The following is a 17,659-nucleotide window of genomic DNA, read 5'->3' as shown; positions in this document are numbered from 1 at the left end:
CGTGCGGCCACCCCCAAGGCGGATTAAAGGTGCGGATCAGTGCACTTCGTTCAAATAACGTTTCGTAAAGGTGGCCTGCACGGCCGCCATTTTTCCGTAATCGACGGGCCGCGAGCGGGCGTAATCGGCGGCGGGAAGGAACTTCGCCGCCGCTTCTTTGGTCATCGCCGAGGCGCGGACCGGCCGTAGGTATGCGTTGGCCCAGACTTTTTGGCCCGTATCGGACAGGATGAAGTCGAGAATTTTCTTCGCTTTTTCGGGGTGGGGCGCGCCTTTCACTAGGCTCATTACGTAGGGCACGACGATCGTGCCTTCCTTGGGGATGACGAAGGCGACGTGGGCCTTGTCTTTGTATTTCGCCCGGTAGGCGTTGAAATCGTAATCGAGCAGGATCGGAATTTCGCCGGAAAGGACGCGGGCGTAGGACGTTTGCTTGGGCACGATCGGGTCGTTCTTGGCCAAGGCCTTGAAGTAGGAAATCGCCGGGCCGAAATCGTCCAGGCTGCCGCCCATGGCGCGATTGACCGCCACCGCGCCGGCATACCCGACGAACGCCGACGTCGGGTCGAGATACCCCACCATGCCCTTATATTCGGGCTTCAGCAGGTCGGCCCAGGAGGTCGGCACGGGACGCCCGTCGAGGGCGTCGATGTTGACGAAAAAGCCCAGGGTTCCCGAATGAATGGTGAACCATTTCCCGTTGGGGTCCTTCAAGCCGGCGGGAATTTCGTCGAAGTGTTTGGGCTTGTAGGCGGCGACGACGCCCTTTTCGGCGGCCTTGATGCCGAACGACACGCCGTAGTAGGCGACGTCGGCGACCGGATTGTCCTTTTCCGCCAGAAGCTGGGATAGGGTCTGCCCGGAATTCTTATTATCAAAAGGGATGTCGTAACCGAGGTGTTGTTTGATACTCTTCAACTCGGACGCCCAGTCGGCCCATTGCGGCGGGCAGTTGTAGCACACGGCATCGGCCGCTTGTGCTTGGGGCGCGCCTACGCTACCCATAAAGGCCAAGGCAACGGCAAAAACCGGTGCTGCGGCAAGTTGTTTCAGGGACTTTCCAATCATTGTGCGGTTCTCCTTTGCACGGTTTGGTCTGGTTCCTGAAGAGCGGCGGGGTCGGGCTTGCCGGCTGGCCCCGCCGATTCTCCAAGACGCAGGATATGGGGCAGAACCGCGCCCGTGGGCGCGTTCCCCCCGTTTAGGCAGTCCAGCAGTTGCCGGGCCGCGGTTTGTCCCATCTCGCGCGAGGGTTGGACCACCGTCGTGAGCGTGGGATGCTGATGGGAGCCCACGGCTATGCCATCGAATCCGATCACCGAAACGTCGTCGGGAACGCGCACGCCCCTGCGCCTTAGGGCGCCGATGAGCGAAATCGCCAATAAATCGTTGGAACAGAACAGGGCGCTGGGGGCGCGGCTGCGATCCTTGAAGACATCGTCGAGGATGGCGTCCACGTTCATGGTAAGGAAATCGACCTCGCGTACGACCGGCTCGGCGAGGGCGGCGTCGCGGGCCGCGCGGACGAAGCCGTCGCGCCGCGCCCGCGCCCGGTCCGAGGCGCCGAACGATCCCGAAATCATGCCCAGGCGGCGGTGGCCCAGACCGATCAGGGCCTCGGCGGCGTCGTGACCGGCGGCGACGTTATCGACGGTCACGCTTGGCCGCGCCGCCAGGGAAAACTGGTTATAAATCAGGATGTACGGCGTTCCGGTCCGTTCCAACAGATCGAGGACGGGACTTTCCCCGGGATCGCTCACCGTTAAAATCAGGCCGTCGATCCGATAATCCAACAGGGCGCCGACCGTTTGCGTTTCGGCGTCCCGGTCGTAATCGGTGGCCATGAACATGAGGTTGTAGCCTTCGGCGCGGGCGGTCTGGCCGATTCCCGAAACGGCATCGGCGAAAACCGGATTGGACAAGGAGGGAATGACGACGCCCAACGAACGGGTCGTCGCCGTTTTCAGGCTGCGCCCGACGACGTTGGGGCGAAATCCCAATTCCGCGATCGCCTGACGTATGCGCCCCGCGGTTTGCGCGCGAACGTTCCCCGATCGGTTGACGTAGCGCGACACGGTGGCGACCGACACGCCGGCATGCTTTGCGACGTCGCGAAGTGTGGAAACCATGGTCTGTTTTGCCCCTGCGCGTGCACCGGTCCGGTGCGTTCGTTCGGATATTCGCCGCCGTCATCCTACGCGGAGCGATGAAATGTAAACGTTTACATTTTGTGAATTTTTGATGACCGGCACGGGCCGCGCGGCGTTCGCCGGTGCGATCGCGGCGCGATTGCGGGCGCGTTATGACGATGCCGGCGTGGGGGTGAAGGCGACCGTCGCTTCCAGGGTTTCTCCGGGGGCGATTTCGACGAGGCCGGCGGCAAGGGCGGTATCGGCGTCGGCGGCGAAGGCGCCGGTCAGGTGCGAGACCGGCTCGGCGCAGAAAAAGGGCGCGTTTTTCGGCGTGTAAATGACAAGGTGGCGCAGCAAGGAGGTCGCGCCCATGGACAGGGCGCGCCCGATGTCGTCTTGGTGAACGGTGAGCGAACCCCGCCAGTCCTGAAAGGCGTTGTCCAACCCCTCGGGCACGCCGTCGCTCGCCCCAAGGGCGGCGATGGTCGGGTGCGCGCGGTCGAGCGTGGGGGGCATCCGCCCGGGACCACTGGTTTGCATGGCGCGCACGTCGGCCCGCAGACGAGTGTGGTCGTTGCGCGGGAAGAAGGGATGCAGGCCGAGGCCGCCGGGCATCGCCTCGGCGGCACGGTTTTCAAGGCTTAGCGTAATCCTCAACGCTTGCGGGCTCAGGGCGACGGTCTGGCGCACCGTGAACGGCCACGGCCATGGTTCGGCGTCGTGGCGTAAGGCGAGGACGGCGCGGGCGGGCGTGCATTCGACTACGCGCCACGGACGTTGCCAAGCCAAGCCGTGGATGGCGTGGGGCTCGGGCGGGAAATTGGCGGGCAGGGATACGGCGCGCCCGCGCCAGGAAAAGCGCCCGTTTGCGATCCGGTTGGAAAAGGGCACCAGCGGATAACAAGCGCTTTTAAGAACATCCGCGCAATCGGGCGGGGCAGGACGCAGCCAATCGACGAGCCCGGACGGCGTCTCCTCGCGAAAGGCGGCGAGCGCCCCCCCCAGGCTGGGGGCGAGGATGGCCGTCAGGTTCCCGGCATGGAGGGTGAGCAGGGAAGCCATTGCGCCGTCCTCACGCCCCTGCGGCGATGCGAAACGGTGTTTGTCGCGTTCCCCGCACGTCGGTCTTAAGGGCGAACACGGCCCCGGCGTGGGGCTGCTTGGCGAGCGCCGCCGGGGATTGGCCCTTGCGCGCCGAGGTGATGAACAGGGTCGTCATGTCGGGCCCGCCGAAGGCGCACGAGGTCGGGCAGGCGACGGGCATATCGACGATACGGTCGATCGCGCCGTCGGGGGCGTAACGCACGACGCGCCAGCCGCCCCACTGGGCGTTCCACAGGTAGCCGTCTTCGTCGATCGCCGAGCCGTCGGGCACGGCGCCGTCGATATCCACCGTGACGAACGGGCGTTTGTTTGCAATCGCGCCGTCGGCGGGGGTGTAGTCGTAAGCCCAGATTGTGCGCGTCGGTGAATCGGCGCAATAAAAGGTGCGCCGGTCGGGACTCCACGCCAGGGTATTGGGAATTTCAAGGCCGCCCACGACCGCCTCGATCGCAAGGTCCGCTCCGATGCGATACAGGGCGCCGCTGGCGCATTGTTCGGCGTCGTCCATTGAGCCGACCCAGAACCGGCCCTCGGGATCGCACTTGCCGTCGTTGGGACGGTTGGTGGGGATATCGTCTTCGAAGGGCGCGATCACGGCGGCCGTGCCGCTGTCGGGATCGAAGCGCATCAACGCCCCCGGGCAAGCCATTATAAGATGATCGCCGCCGGCGATGCAGGCGATCGCGCTGGCCGGACGGGGCAGATTCCAGCGCGAGAGTCCGGCGTCGGCGCGATGCAGACGGAACAATTGGGAACGTTTGATGTCGGACCACCACAGGGTGTCGTGGCGGTGGTCCCACAACGGTGTTTCGCCCAATTCGTTGGCGACATCGGCGATGACGGTAAGCGGGCTTTGGGATGACTCCATCGGATGCGTCCGTTCAAAGGCCGGCGGCGTGGCGGGCGCGCTTGGCGATTTCGGGCCAATTCTGGGTGTTGACCAGTTCGGGTGGGGCGATCCAGGTGCCGCCGACGCAGGCGACGTTGGGCAGGGCTAGGTAATCGGCGACATTCTCGGCGGTGATCCCGCCGGTCGGGCAAAATGCGATATCGGGCAGCACCGAGGCCAAGGTCTTTAACATTCCGGGACCGCCGATGCGCGCGGCCGGGAAAAATTTCAGCAATTTGAGGCCACGTTCGCCAAGCGCCATGATTTCCGATACCGTTTGCGCCCCGGCGAGATAGGGGAGCTCGGCGGCCTCGGCGGCATTGAGCAAGGTTTCGGTGTGTCCGGGGCTGACGCCGAAGCAGGCGCCGGCCTTTTTGACCGCGTCCCATTGCGCCGTGTGTAGGATCGTTCCCGCGCCGATGCGCGCCTCGGGCGCGGCGCGCGTCATGGCGGCGATGGCATCCGTGGCGCAGGGCGTGCGCAAGGTAACTTCGAGCGTGCCGAGACCCGCGCCGAACAGGGTTTCGGCCAAGGGGGCGGCGTCTTCCAGGCGATCGACGATGAGCACCGGAATGACGCGCACGCCATCGAGCAGAGTATTCCAATCGGTCATTTCATCTTCCTTTCTCGCTCAACGGGGCCGCCCGTTCGCGGCCCGTTTTAAAAAATGGCGGGCATGGCCTCTATCGGAATGATCGCTCCGCGATGGCCGATCACGGCGCCGGCCAGGGCGTGGGCGGGGGCGACGGCGTCTATGGGCGCACGGCCCACAATGCGCGCCGCGAGGTACCCGGCGTTGAAACTATCGCCCGCCGCGGTGGTGTCCAGCGGGTGGGCGATTTTGCCCAGGGCGACCCGTCGCCACATACCGTCGGCGAAAACATCGACCGCGTCGCCGCCGTGTTTGAGGACGATCTCGGGGATATCGAACGTATTGAGGAAATCCGCCCAATCGGAGACGGCGTCACCGAACAGCCCCGCCAGATCCTCGGCGGAAGGCAGGGCGACGGTGGCCGCGCGAAGGGCCGCCGCGTTGGCGGCGCGGGCATCGTCGTCCTCCCACAGGCGGGCGCGGTAATTGGTGTCGAAGGCGACCGTGCGCCCCTTCGCGGCCATCGCGCCGGCCAAGTCCAAAAGACGTCCCCGCCCTTGGCGGCGTAGGATCGCCAGCGTGATACCAGAAAAGAAAATGCCGTCAAAATCGTTCAGGCGGGCGATCAATCCCGCGCCGTCGGCGCCCTCGAACATTTCGCGCACCGGGGCCTGGGCGCGCCAATAGCTGAAGCGCCGCTCGCCATTGTCGTCCAAATGCACGGCGTAGAGGCCGGGAACGCGGCCTTTCTCACGGGCGATGAGATCGCACTTTACGCCTTGCGCGCGCCAGCTTTCAAGCATCGACGCGCTGTAGGGATCGTCGCCCAGGCGGGTGATATAGGCGGCCGAGTGATCGCCGTCGGCGCAGGCCAGCAGCCGCGCCAGATAAAGCGCCGTGTTCAAGGTGTCGCCGCCGTAGCCCAGGTGCGCCAGGGTCGGGTTGCCCGCGACCTCGGCAATTTCGATCATGCCTTCTCCGATGCAGGCGATGCGCATGTTCTGGCTCGATTTTTCCGAAGGTTGGCTCAGTGCGAATGGCGCGGTGGGCGGGGACCGACCGTGGCGAAACCGAATTTTGTCGTCATCACGCCGCCGTCGTCAAGTTGGCCGACGCTATCGCGATAAACCGCTTGCCATGGGGTTTGCGACGGCGGCACGAAGACGTTGGGTTCGCGCTTGTCCCAAATCTCCGGGGCGACCAGGGCGTCGGCGCGCCGGGTGTTCAAGTCGATGCGGATACGATCGCCGGTGCGCAGCTTGGCGAGGCCGCCGCCCGCGGCGGCCTCCGGGCTGGCGTTGAGGATCGACGGCGCATAGGAGGTGCCCGATTGACGTCCGTCGCCGATCGTCGGAAGCTCCGTCAAGCCCGCTTTGACCAGGCGGTCGGGGGGGAGCATGTTGACCACCTCGGCGGAGCCGGGGTAGCCCACCGTGCCGCAGCCACGGATGACCAAAATCGACCGTGCATCGACGGCAAGGTCGGGATCGTTGATGCGGGCGTGGTAATCCTCCGGCCCGTCGAAGACCACGGCGACGCCCTCGAAGGCGTTCGGATCGTCGGGATCGGACAAGTAACGGGCGCGGAAGTCATCGCCCACCGCCGATATTTTCATCACCGCGCTATCGAACAGATTGCCCGACAGCACCATCAACCCGGCATTTTCGATCAGGGGGGCGGCGCAGGCGCGAATCACGCGGCGATCCTCGGTGAAGCTGTCGGCGTAGTTTTCCCCCGCCGTCCGCCCGTTGACGGTGCGCGCGGCGGGTTTGGCGAAACCGGCCTTCAGCAGTTCGGCCATCACGGCGGGCACACCCCCGGCATGGTGAAACTCCTCGCTCAGATATTCGCCGGTGGGCTGGCAGTTGACGATCAGGGGGATTTTTTGCCCGACGTCCTGCCAAGTGTTCATTGAAATATCGACGCCGGCGTGCCGCGCGATGGCGTTGATGTGGACCGGCGCGTTGGTCGATCCACCGATCGCCGAACACAGGGTGATGGCGTTGTGAAAGGCCTCCGCGGTCAAAATTTGCGACGGGCGCAAATCTTCCCACACCATTTCGACGATGCGTTTGCCGGTGAGGTACGAAATCTGGCCGCGTTCACGGTAGGGCGCGGGGATGGAGGCGCAGCCGGGCAGGCTCATGCCCAGGCCCTCGGCCAGACAATTCATGCTGAGCGCGGTGCCCATGGTGTTGCAGTGACCGATCGACGGCGCCGAGGAGGCGGCCATGTCCATGAAGGCGTCGGTGTCGATGATCCCTTCGGCCAGTTGCTGACGGGCTTCCCAGATCACCGTGCCCGAACCGACGCAACGACCATGGTAGCGCCCGTTGAGCATCGGCCCGCCGGACAGCACGATCGCCGGAATATCCACCGTGGCGGCGGCCATGATCTGCGACGGCGTGGTTTTGTCGCACCCGGTGGTCAGCACCACGCCGTCGATCGGATAGCCGTGTAAAATTTCGATCAGTCCCAGGGTCGCGAGGTTGCGGTCCAGCGCCGCGGTGGGCCGTCGCCCGGTTTCCTGGATCGGGTGAACGGGAAATTCAAGCGGGATGCCGCCGGCGTCGCGGATGCCTTCGCGGACCCGCTGGGCGAGGTCGATATGGTGGCGGTTGCACGGCGACAGGTCGGATCCCGATTGGGCGATGGCGATGATCGGCCGTCCCGATTGCAGTTCCTCGCGGGTCAGCCCGAAATTGAGGTAGCGTTCCAGATAGAGCGCCGTCATCCCCGGATCTTTGGGGTCGTCGAACCATTGACGGCTGCGGAGTCGGGCGGGGTCGCGCTTGGTCATTGTCAAAGTCCCTCGCTTATCCCTCGTTGATTTTGTTGCGGCCGATAACGGGGTACTGCTCGACCTCGTAGACTTGGCCGTTGATCGGCCACGATGCGTCGGACAGCCAGAACACCGCATGGGGTGCGATCTGTTCGGGACGCAGGATAGAGCCGGACGGGGCGAATACTTTCGGCACCTGTTCCAGCCAGTTTTCCGGGCGGCCCTCGGCCAGTTGCACCTTGTGTTCGGTGTCGGTGTAGGTCCACCCGACGTTCAATTGGTTGACGCGGATACCCTCCGCGCCCAGGGCGTCGCCGAGGTTGCGGGTCATTGTTTGCAGCGCGCCCTTGGACATCGAATAGGCGAGGATGTCGCTTTGTCCGCAGTGGGCGTTGATGGAGCCGATGTTGACAATCGACCCCGGCGATTTCTGTGCGCGGAACCGGGCCGCCGCGCCTTGACATAGGAACAATGGAGCGCGGGCGTTGACGGCGAAAATATGCTCGAAATCATCGACGGTGATGGAGGTCAGATTGTTGCGTGGAAAAATTCCGGCGTTGTTAACCAGCCCATCCAATCGGCCAAAGGTGTCAACGGCCTTGGCGATAATCCGCGCCGGCGCCTCGGGGTCGGCCAGATCGGCGGAAACCCAGTCCGCCCGTTTGCTCGTTTCGTCGGCGTCCAGTTCGCGAACCTTCTCGCGCAAGGCTTCCTCGCGCGTACCATGAAGAACGACCCGCGCCCCGCTGGCATGAACCTCGCGGGCGATCGCCCAACCGATTCCACCGGACGATCCCGTTATGATGATGACGCGGTCCGATAAGTCTATGTTCACTGCGGTGCTCCGTCCTTTGCTATCGCGCACGCTTGCTCCAGAGCGTGGCGCTCGATGTCCTCTATGCTCATGAATAAACGCCGATATGAGCCAAGATGCAATGCGCCAATCCGGTGGCGCGCGAGGAAGGCGCCGTGGCGCTCGAAAATGTCCCCCCGCGGTTTCCTCATCGTCTGTTTATTTCCGATTTCGTGGCCCTGTTGAAATTAAAGTGTGTAACGGTTTGTGTCGATTGCCGGATGTTGCAAACAACGGTTACAGTTTTATTGCGGCGTAAATTTTTAGCTTCCTTAAAATACCGGGCCATAATCGGTGCTTATAAATATATAGCACTTATAAGTATATAAAGGGAGGAAGACCAATGGGTTTCAAACGGACATTGCTTGCGGCCGGTGCGGCCGCGGGGATTTTGGCGGGCGGCGCCACCGGCGCGCTCGCCGATCAGCCGACCGTCGAAGTTTTGCACTATTGGACCTCGGGCGGTGAGGCGAAGGCCCTCAAGGCGTTGAAGGACGATTTCGTCGCCCATGGTGGTAAATGGATCGACAGCCCCGTCGCCGGGGGTGGCGGGTCTGCAGCGATGACCGTGCTGCGCGCCCGGGTTCTGGCGGGCGATCCGCCGACCGCGGTGCAGCTGAAGGGACCGGCGATCCAGGAATGGGCGGCCCAGGGCGTGGTCGCCAACCTCGACGACGTCGCCAAAAAAGAAGGCTGGGACAAAGTGATCCCGCCCATGCTTCAAAAACTCGTCAAATATGACGGGCACTACGTTGCCGTTCCGGTGAACATCCATCGCGTGAACTGGATTTGGGCGAACCCCAAGTTGCTCGCCGAGGTCGGCGCGAAAATTCCGACCACGTGGGCCGAGTTCAACACCGTCGCCGACAAGTTGAAGGCCAAGGGCATCACGCCGCTGGCCCATGGCGGACAGCCCTGGCAAGACGCCATTCTTTTCGAGAACGTGGTGCTGGGGATCGGTGGCGCGGACTTTTACCGCAAGGCCTTGGTTGAGCTGGACGACAACGCCTTGAAAAGCGACACCATGATCAAGGTGTTCGACCAAATGCGTAAAATTCGCGGCGACGTCGATGCCGATTTCTCGGGACGCGACTGGAATCTGGCGACCAACATGGTGATGAACGGCAAGGCCGCGATGCAGATCATGGGCGATTGGGCGAAGGGTGAATTTTTGGCCGCGGGTAAGGTTCCGGGCAAGGATTTCCTGTGCGCGCCGACGCCGACAAAGGGCGGCGCCTTCGATTTGAATAGCGACAGCATGATGATGTTCAAGGTCAAGGGCAAGGACAAGATCGAGGGCCAGAAGTTGCTGGCGAAGCTGATCTTGGGCAAGAAATTCCAGGAGACCTTCAATCTGTACAAGGGGTCGATTCCGGCGCGCCTCGACGTGCCGATGGGGAAATTCGACAGCTGCGCGTTGAAATCCCTGGCCGATCTGAAATCGGCGATGAAAAAGGGCGCCGTGGTGCCCTCGATGGCGGTCAACATGGCGTTGCCGGGTAATCTGACCGGGGCGATTACCGATGTCGTCGCCGCGCATTTCAATTCCAACATGTCGTCGAAAGAGGCGGTCAAACGTCTCGTCGCCGCACTTGATCTGGCCAGAAGCTGAGCATCCTTGGCGCGGCGACTTTCGGGCCGCCGCCGCGCAATTTCGGCGGGGATCGAGGACAGAGCGGGCCCTTCGCCCCGTCCTTGCCGATGGCGGCGTCCTTTCAATGGGGCACAAACCGTGTAACGGTTTGTATCTCCCCCGGAGGTTTGAAAACAACGGTTACAGTTTTATTGCGACGTAAGTTTTTTGCCCCCTTAAAATACCGGACCATAATCGGCGCCTCAATCTTAGGGTTCAATTTCAGGCTTAAATCTCAGGGAGAACAAAAATGGGTTTCAAACGGACATTGCTTGCGGCCGGTGCGGCCGTGGGGATTTTGGCGGGCGGCGCCACCGGCGCGCTCGCCGGGCAACCGACGGTCGAGGTTCTGCATTGGTGGACGTCGGGCGGCGAGGCGAAGGCCCTCAAGGCGTTGAAGGACGATTTTACCGCCCATGGCGGTAAATGGATCGACAGCCCCGTCGCCGGGGGTGGCGGGTCTGCAGCGATGACCGTGCTGCGCGCCCGGGTTCTGGCGGGCGATCCGCCGACCGCGGTGCAGCTGAAAGGACCGGCGATCCAGGAATGGGCGGCCCAGGGCGTGGTCGCCAACCTCGACGATGTCGCCAAAAAAGAAGGCTGGGACAAAGTGATCCCGCCGATGTTGCAAAAAATTGTCAAGTACAAGGGCGATTATGTCGCCGTTCCGGTGAACATTCATCGCGTGAACTGGATTTGGGCGAACCCCAAGTTGCTCGCCGAGGTCGGCGCGAAAATTCCGACCACGTGGGCCGAGTTCAACACCGTCGCCGACAAGCTGAAGGCCAAGGGCATCACGCCGCTGGCCCATGGCGGCCAGCCCTGGCAAGACGCCACCATCTTCGAAACCGTGGTGATGGGGATCGGTGGGGCCGATTTTTACCGCAAGGCCTTGGTTGAGCTGGACGACAACGCCTTGAAAAGCGACACCATGATCAAGGTGTTCGACCAGATGCGTAAAATTCGCGGCGACGTCGATGCCGATTTCTCGGGACGCGAGTGGAATCTGGCGACCAACATGGTGATGAACGGCAAGGCCGCGATGCAGATCATGGGCGATTGGGCGAAGGGTGAATTTTTGGCCGCGGGTAAGGTTCCGGGCAAGGATTTCCTGTGCGCGCCGACGCCGACCAAGGGCGGCGCCTTTATCCTCAACAGCGACAGTCTGGTGATGTTCAAAGTCAAGGGCAAGGACAAGATCGAAGGTCAGAAGTTGCTGGCGAAGCTGATCTTGGGCAAGAAATTCCAGGAGACCTTCAATCTGTACAAGGGGTCGATCCCGGCGCGCCTCGATGTGCCGATGGGGAAATTCGACAGCTGCGCGTTGAAATCCCTGGCCGACCTCAAGTCCGCTATGAAGAACAATACGTTGGTGCCGTCGATGGCCCACGGGATTGCGTTGCCGGGTAATCTTTCCGGTGCGATCATCGATGTCGTCACGGCGCATTTCAATTCCAACATGTCGTCGAAAGAGGCGGTCAAACGCCTTGCCGAGGCCGTCGATCTGGCTAAAAGCTAAGCGCGAAACGCCTACGGTTCGTACATCATAAAAAGCATAAAAAGAATGTGAAGAGCGCCGTCCCGAATAGATTTAAGGGACGGCGCATCGCACACCCCGGTGCGGCGGCTTTGAGGGCCGTCGTTTCCGAACAGTGGAGGAACAACGCGTGACGCATCCGCCGTCCCCCCCATCGCCCCCTTCGCCATCCGGCGTATCGGCGCTCTCGCCCCGGCACGGACGAATTCCCCGGCGCACCATCGGCGCGCGCATTCAGGCGCATTTATCGCAATTGGTCGTGGCGCCGTCCTTCGCCGTATCGTTGGTTTTCGTCTATGGTTTCATCCTGTGGACGGCGTATATTTCGTTCACCAACTCGCGCATGTTGCCCAGTTACGACTGGGCCGGGTTGCGCCAATACGTCCGCCTGTGGAGTATGCCGCGCTGGTACGTCTCGGTGGAAAATCTCTTTGTTTTCGGTGGGTTGTTTATCGGCGGGTGCCTGTTGATCGGGATCGTCCTCGCGATCTTGCTCGATCAGCGCATTCGCGCCGAGGGCACTTTGCGCACGATTTTCCTGTATCCCATGGCGCTCTCGTTCATCGTCACCGGCACCACTTGGAAATGGATTTTGAACCCCGGCTTAGGCTTGGAGAAGACCCTGCACGATATCGGTTTCGCGGGAGCCTCCTTCGATTGGTTGATTAATCCGAAAATGGCCATCTATACGGTGGTGATCGCCGGAATTTGGCAGTCGTCGGGTTTTGTCATGGCGTTGTTCCTGGCGGCGCTGCGCGGCGTCGATCAGGACATCATCAAGGCCGCCCACATGGACGGCGCCTCGATGACGCGTATTTATATGGGCATTATTTTACCTTCGATCCGCCCCGTATTCCTCAGCGCGATCGTGATCCTGGCCCATCTTGCGGTAAAAAGCTTCGATCTGGTGATCGCCTTAACGGGCGGGGGGCCGGGCTATGCCACCGACCTTCCGGCGACCTTCATGTACACCATGACCTTCAATCGCAACGAAATGGGATTGGGCGCCGCCAGCGCGATGATGATGCTGGCCACCGTGATGGCGATCATCGTGCCGTATCTATATTCCGAACTGAGGGGGGGGACGAAAAATGGTTGAAGCGGCTTTTCCTTCAAGCCCATCAAGGCTCAAAAGCGTGCTGCTGCGCGGCCTGCTGTACGGCGTCCTCATCCTCTTCGCATTGTATTATCTGGCGCCGCTTTTCGTGATGGTGACGACGTCGGTCAAATCGCTCAGCGAAATTCGCGAGGGCACGCTGATCTCATTGCCCCGCGTGGTGTCTTTGGACGCCTGGAGTCACGCTTGGGATCAGGCGTGCATCGGCGTGAATTGTCACGGCGTGCGGCCCTTTTTCTGGAATTCGGTTTTGATCGCGGTGCCGGGAGTCGTGATATCGACCGCCCTGGGGGCGATTAACGGCTACGCCCTGACCAAATGGCGGTTTAAGGGGGCCAACGTCATCTTTGCGATGATGCTGTTCGGCTGCTTCATTCCTTTTCAGGTGATTATTCTGCCGATGGCCCGGGTGCTTGGGATCATCGGCCTGTCGAACTCGATACCGGGCTTGATTTTGGTTCACGTGGTCTATGGGCTGGCGTTCACCACCTTGTTTTTCCGCAATTATTTCGTCGGCATTCCCGGCGAATTGGTGAAGGCGGCGACCATCGACGGGGCGGGGTTTTTCACCATTTTTTGGCGCATCATGGTGCCGATCGCCCTGCCGATCATCGTCGTCAGCGTGATTTGGCAGTTCACCCAGATCTGGAACGATTTTCTATTCGGCGCATCGTTTACCTCGGGCGCGTCGCAGCCGATGACGGTGGCCTTGAACAACCTGGTCAACACCACGACCGGTGTCAAACGCTACAACGTCGATATGGCGGCGGCGATCATGACCGGTCTGCCGACGCTGATCGTTTACATTTTCGCCGGAAAATATTTTGTCCGCGGTTTGACCGCCGGTTCCGTGAAAGGATAATTCCATGGCCTCTTTGACCATTTCCGACGTCAAGAAAAGCTTCGGCTCGGTTGAAATTCTTAAAAACATCAACATCGAGATCGAAGACGGGGAATTCCTGGTTCTGGTCGGCCCGTCCGGGTGCGGCAAATCGACCCTGCTCAATCTGGTGGCGGGACTCGAAGAACTCAGCGATGGCGCTATCCAGATCGGCGATCGCCAGGTTAACGACGTCGCCCCGAAGGATCGCAACATCGCGATGGTGTTTCAATCGTATGCCCTGTACCCCAATATGACGGTGCGTAAAAATATCACCTTCGGGATGGAAATTCGTAAAATTCCCGCCAATGAGCGGGAAAAGGCGGTGCACGCCGTCGCCGATCTGCTGCAGATCGAAGAACTGCTCGACCGCAAGCCGTCGCAACTGTCCGGCGGCCAACGCCAACGCGTGGCGATGGGCCGCGCCCTGGTGCGCAATCCCGACGTTTTCCTGTTCGACGAGCCGCTGTCCAACCTGGACGCCAAGCTGCGGGTCGAGATGCGCACGGAAATCAAGAAACTGCACCAGCGTCTGGGGGCGACGATCGTCTACGTCACCCACGATCAGATCGAGGCGATGACTCTGGCGACCCGGATCGCCGTGATGAAGGACGGTATCTTGCAGCAGTTCGCCGATCCGCAGACGATCTACGAAGAACCGGCGAACATCTTCGTCGCCGGTTTTATCGGCTCGCCGTCGATGAACTTCATCCCCGCGACGGTAGTTCAGGAGGGCGACCGTCTGGGGGTCAGTATCGCGATGAAGAACGGCGGCGCGATTTTCCTGCCCCTAGTCAATGCGCCCGAACGTACGGGCGATTGGCTGGGGCGGGACGTCGTCTTCGGCATTCGACCCGAATCGGTGACCCATTACCGTGAGGCGGATGTGAAGAACAGCGGTCACCACTTCGATTTCGAATGTGCGGTCGATGTCTTGGAGCCCACCGGGGCGGACACCATGACCTTCTTTTCCCTGGGCGGGGCCGAAGTGGTCGCCCGGGTGCGCCCGTCCCACGCCGTGGCCCCCGGACAAACCATGCGTTTCATGATCGACATGAACAAGGCCAACCTGTTCGACCCCGAAAGCGGCGCGCGGATTTAAAGGCGCTTGCCCCCTTGGCGGGGGCGCGCCGGCGGCGGTTTTGTTAGGCGCGATCCGAGGCGGTGAGTTCGACATACTCGGCGACCAAACCATCGGGATGTTTGACGCGCATGTTCACGCCGCTGGGAACCTCTTTCGGGGTGTCCAATATCGATGCTCCCGACGCCTCGTGATTGCGGAAAAATTTTTCAAAATCCTCCATCGAATCGACAAGGAAGGTCACGCGCGTGTTTTCGAAGGGTCTTACCCGATCGGCGGAGCCCGCAATCAATAAAAAGGTTCCAATGCGCGCCAGTTCCAATCCCTTTTCCGGGTATTCGAAGCGTAGTGCGCATTTTTCGCCAAGGAGGTCTTCGTAAAAAGAAACGGTTTCGTTTAGTCGCGAAGGCTCCAGGAATATTCTTGTCAAAACGCCGCGTACTTTCATTTTTCGTGCCTTTCGATGGCGGGAATGTTCCGCGTTACACCCTGCGTGGCAGGCGCACCGTAACCGTTAGTCCGCCTTCGGGCTTGTTTTCCAAGATGATGCGCCCATCGTGGGCGTCGATCACCGATTTGACGATCGCCAACCCCAGGCCGCTGCCGCCGGTCGCCCGCGCGCGTGAGCCTTCGACGCGGTAAAAGGGCAAGAAGACATTATCCCACTCGTCTTCGGGGATGCCCATCCCCTTGTCGGAGACGGTGACGATGATCTCGTCGGCGGTGGCGTCGATGGCGACCCGTGCCTCTCTGCCGTATTTAAGCGCGTTTTCGATCAGGTTGACGAAGGCCCGGCGCAAGCCCGCCGGGCGGCACAGGATGCGGATGTTGCGCTTGCCGTCGAAGGCGACGGCGTCCGACTGCCCGCCGAACACGGTATGCACCTGACGAAATGTCAGCGGCGGGGGGCCGTCAAGCGAAACCGGGCGGCCGAGATCGGCATAATCGGTGCAGACGGCGTCTAGGAGCGAAGTAAAATCGACGATCTTGCGTGTTTCGGAATGAACGTTGTCGCTAAGGAAATCGAGCGCCTCGTTCAATAATGCATCCATCTCGTCCAGGTCGCCGAGAACTTCGCCGCGCACCTCGTCGTCGTCGATAAATTCGGCGCGCAGCCGCAGGCGGGTGCCGGGCGTTCGCAAATCGTGGGAAATCGCCGCCAGCATGCGCGTGCGTTCGGCCATCATTTTGGAAATCCGCGCCCACAGGGCGTTATAGGCGGCGGCCATGGCGCGGGCCTCGATGGGGCCGCGGTGTTCATCCAGGGGGGTGTGGTCGTCGTCGTTGCGCGCAGCGATGGTGCGGGCCAGCCGAGTGAATGGGTGGGCGAGACGTTGGGTGACGCCGGCCAGAACGATCAGAGCCAAACCCACGGCGACGCCCAAAATGACAAACATTTCCGACGGGCGCATGCTGTCACGCCATAAATCGGGAGCGGAGAAAAGTAACGTGGAACCGTCGGAAAGCGTCACCTCGATGCGTGCATCGACGCCCAAGCGCGCGACCTCGCGCGACAACGTCCCCAGGTAAACGCCGAGGGCGGGAGATTGCGCCAGTACGGCGCGCTGACGATCGGACAATCTTCCCGCGCGAAGATGCACGCGTACCCCGTGGGGCAACGCCGGTTCGTATATCCCGGCGGGAAGGGCGAGATTTTGTGGTGGACGGGCGAAAATAAAGCCGCCCGGGTCGTGTTGGGCGCGCCACTGCACCTTCAGCCCCACTCGGGTGAAGGCTTCTTGTTGTAAATCGCGCACGGGGCGTCCCCGGCGGATATCCTCCTGCGCCAAGGCCATGGCGGCGCGCATTTCAAGGCCCAGGGAATGGGCGCGGTCGAGCCGGGAATTTATGTCGATGGCATAAAGCGTCGCGATCAGACATAGCCCGACAATGGCCAAACCACCGGCGATCATCAAGGCGTAGATCCGTCCACCCAGGGTTTTCGGCTTAAAAGCGCGTAGCCGTTCTCTGATGCGTATGATGGCGGGCGATCCGGTCACGAAAAATAAACCTTGGCGCAAAACTGATAGCCCGCTCCACGAATCGTTTTGATGAATTTTGGACTTTTGCTGTCCGGTTCGATCTTTTTGCGCAGTCGGCTGACCTGAATGTCGATACTGCGATCGAAGGGAATGCTGTTCTGACCCCGCGTGATATCGACGAGTTGTTCGCGGCTGAGGGTACGTTGGGCATGATTGAGAAAGGTCACGAGGAGGGCATATTCCCCGCTGCTTAAATGAATGGACACGCCGTCGCGGTCGCACAGCTCGCGCGCGCCCAGGTTTAAGGTCCAGTCGGCGAAATGGATCGTTTCATGATGGATCTGTTGCGTGCGTTCGCCGCCGTCATCGACGCGGCGCAGGATGGCGCGTACGCGGGCCAGCAGTTCGCGGGGGTTGAAAGGCTTGGAAAGGTAGTCGTCGGCGCCCAGTTCGAGCCCTAAGATGCGGTCCGTCTCTTCGCTAACCGCGGTCAGCATGATGATGGGAAGCTTGCTGTGGGTACGCATTTCTCGGCATAGGGCGAAACCGTCTTCGCCCGGCAACATAATGTCTAGAATGACCAGTTCGATGTTCCAATCATCCAGGGCCTTGCGCATCTCCCGACCATTAGCGGCGACCGTGACGCGAAAACCGTACTGGGATAGGAACTTCTTCAGAAGCCGTTGAATTTCGGGGTCATCGTCCACGAGGAGAAGGTGGGGTTCGCGTTCCATGTCGGTTCCCTGTATTTTAGGCCTCAACCGTTTGCTCGGCGGACAGCGTACATACCCGCATTTTTAAGCCGACCCCGCATTTTTAAGCCGACAAAGTGCGCGCTGTCACCTTTTTAACCCTATCGACCGCGCGCGCTCTATGTGGGGGCGGGCGGTCGTGTGCGATGTTCGTCATTATCATGCCGTGCGGGGCGTTATTGGGGCCGATCACTTCGGCTTTCTTCCCTATCGGCGATTTTACGGGGTCCGTGCGCGATTGTATGGGCGGGGCGGGGCGGTGACGCCGGGCGCTTTTGCGTGCGAAGCTTCGGTCCTGGGGGGTCTTTTCGATGAAACCGCACAA

16 protein-coding genes are annotated in these 17,659 nt (G+C 61.5%); 5 read left to right on the top strand and 11 right to left on the bottom strand.

Annotated elements, in window-relative coordinates:
• Positions 1 to 36: 36 nt before the first annotated feature.
• The 8 genes from P3M64_RS04590 to P3M64_RS04555 all read right to left on the bottom strand — a co-directional run bounded on the left by P3M64_RS04590 (position 37) and on the right by P3M64_RS04555 (position 8,334).
• Entirely contained in the window at positions 37 to 1,068 is a 1,032-nt protein-coding gene (locus P3M64_RS04590; RefSeq protein WP_132939759.1) for an ABC transporter substrate-binding protein, read from the bottom strand.
• Positions 1,065 to 2,129, bottom strand: coding sequence for a LacI family DNA-binding transcriptional regulator (locus tag P3M64_RS04585; RefSeq protein ID WP_132939760.1), 1,065 nt, complete (start codon positions 2,127 to 2,129; stop codon positions 1,065 to 1,067). The genes P3M64_RS04590 and P3M64_RS04585 overlap by 4 nt, the downstream gene beginning before the upstream one ends.
• Before the next feature lie 171 nt (positions 2,130 to 2,300).
• Positions 2,301 to 3,194, bottom strand: a complete 894-nt coding sequence (locus P3M64_RS04580; RefSeq protein ID WP_132939761.1) for an aldose 1-epimerase — start codon at positions 3,192 to 3,194, stop codon at positions 2,301 to 2,303.
• 10 nt (positions 3,195 to 3,204) lie between these two features.
• Positions 3,205 to 4,104: an SMP-30/gluconolactonase/LRE family protein gene (locus tag P3M64_RS04575; RefSeq protein WP_132939762.1), complete on the bottom strand. Its 900-nt coding sequence runs from the start codon at positions 4,102 to 4,104 to the stop codon at positions 3,205 to 3,207.
• A gap of 13 nt (positions 4,105 to 4,117) precedes the next feature.
• Positions 4,118 to 4,738 (bottom strand): bifunctional 4-hydroxy-2-oxoglutarate aldolase/2-dehydro-3-deoxy-phosphogluconate aldolase, encoded by a 621-nt coding sequence (gene eda / locus P3M64_RS04570; protein WP_132939763.1) that lies wholly within the window; start codon positions 4,736 to 4,738, stop codon positions 4,118 to 4,120.
• Between the two features lie 47 nt (positions 4,739 to 4,785).
• The gene (locus P3M64_RS04565; RefSeq protein WP_132939764.1) at positions 4,786 to 5,715 is read right to left on the bottom strand and encodes a sugar kinase; all 930 of its coding nucleotides are present in this window, start codon (positions 5,713 to 5,715) and stop codon (positions 4,786 to 4,788) included.
• A 29-nt stretch (positions 5,716 to 5,744) separates the two neighbouring features.
• Positions 5,745 to 7,517, bottom strand: coding sequence for an IlvD/Edd family dehydratase (locus P3M64_RS04560; protein WP_132939765.1), 1,773 nt, complete (start codon positions 7,515 to 7,517; stop codon positions 5,745 to 5,747).
• Between the two features lie 16 nt (positions 7,518 to 7,533).
• Positions 7,534 to 8,334 carry an oxidoreductase gene (locus tag P3M64_RS04555; protein ID WP_207893198.1) on the bottom strand — a complete coding sequence of 267 codons (801 nt, stop codon included), beginning with the start codon at positions 8,332 to 8,334 and terminating at the stop codon, positions 7,534 to 7,536.
• A gap of 361 nt (positions 8,335 to 8,695) precedes the next feature.
• On the opposite strand from P3M64_RS04555, the gene P3M64_RS04550 reads away from it, so the two are divergent.
• From P3M64_RS04550 to P3M64_RS04530, 5 genes are all read left to right on the top strand, one after another.
• Positions 8,696 to 9,964 carry an ABC transporter substrate-binding protein gene (locus tag P3M64_RS04550; protein WP_132939766.1) on the top strand — a complete coding sequence of 423 codons (1,269 nt, stop codon included), beginning with the start codon at positions 8,696 to 8,698 and terminating at the stop codon, positions 9,962 to 9,964.
• 271 nt (positions 9,965 to 10,235) lie between these two features.
• Positions 10,236 to 11,504, top strand: coding sequence for an ABC transporter substrate-binding protein (locus tag P3M64_RS04545; RefSeq protein ID WP_132939767.1), 1,269 nt, complete (start codon positions 10,236 to 10,238; stop codon positions 11,502 to 11,504).
• A gap of 148 nt (positions 11,505 to 11,652) precedes the next feature.
• The gene (locus P3M64_RS04540; protein ID WP_165886380.1) at positions 11,653 to 12,621 is read left to right on the top strand and encodes a carbohydrate ABC transporter permease; all 969 of its coding nucleotides are present in this window, start codon (positions 11,653 to 11,655) and stop codon (positions 12,619 to 12,621) included.
• Positions 12,614 to 13,501: a carbohydrate ABC transporter permease gene (locus P3M64_RS04535; RefSeq protein ID WP_132939768.1), complete on the top strand. Its 888-nt coding sequence runs from the start codon at positions 12,614 to 12,616 to the stop codon at positions 13,499 to 13,501. Before P3M64_RS04540 ends, P3M64_RS04535 begins: the two co-directional genes overlap by 8 nt.
• Positions 13,502 to 13,505: 4 nt before the next feature.
• Positions 13,506 to 14,621 carry an ABC transporter ATP-binding protein gene (locus P3M64_RS04530; protein WP_132939769.1) on the top strand — a complete coding sequence of 372 codons (1,116 nt, stop codon included), beginning with the start codon at positions 13,506 to 13,508 and terminating at the stop codon, positions 14,619 to 14,621.
• 43 nt (positions 14,622 to 14,664) lie between these two features.
• On the opposite strand, the gene P3M64_RS04525 is transcribed toward P3M64_RS04530, so the two are convergent.
• Genes P3M64_RS04525 through P3M64_RS04515 form a run of 3 tightly spaced genes read right to left on the bottom strand, consistent with a single transcriptional unit; the run spans position 14,665 to position 17,316 of the window.
• Positions 14,665 to 15,048 carry a VOC family protein gene (locus tag P3M64_RS04525; RefSeq protein WP_132939770.1) on the bottom strand — a complete coding sequence of 128 codons (384 nt, stop codon included), beginning with the start codon at positions 15,046 to 15,048 and terminating at the stop codon, positions 14,665 to 14,667.
• Positions 15,049 to 15,082: 34 nt separating this feature from the next.
• Positions 15,083 to 16,600 (bottom strand): sensor histidine kinase, encoded by a 1,518-nt coding sequence (locus tag P3M64_RS04520; RefSeq protein ID WP_243644814.1) that lies wholly within the window; start codon positions 16,598 to 16,600, stop codon positions 15,083 to 15,085.
• Entirely contained in the window at positions 16,597 to 17,316 is a 720-nt protein-coding gene (locus P3M64_RS04515; RefSeq protein ID WP_132939771.1) for a response regulator, read from the bottom strand. Before P3M64_RS04515 ends, P3M64_RS04520 begins: the two co-directional genes overlap by 4 nt.
• Positions 17,317 to 17,659: the final 343 nt, after the last annotated feature.

It is taken from the genome of Varunaivibrio sulfuroxidans (assembly GCF_029318635.1).
In the GTDB taxonomy this organism is placed as follows: Bacteria; Pseudomonadota; Alphaproteobacteria; order Rhodospirillales; family Magnetovibrionaceae; genus Varunaivibrio; species Varunaivibrio sulfuroxidans.
Note: the sequence above shows the minus strand (reverse complement) of the source record. Positions and strands in the feature narration are given on the sequence as shown.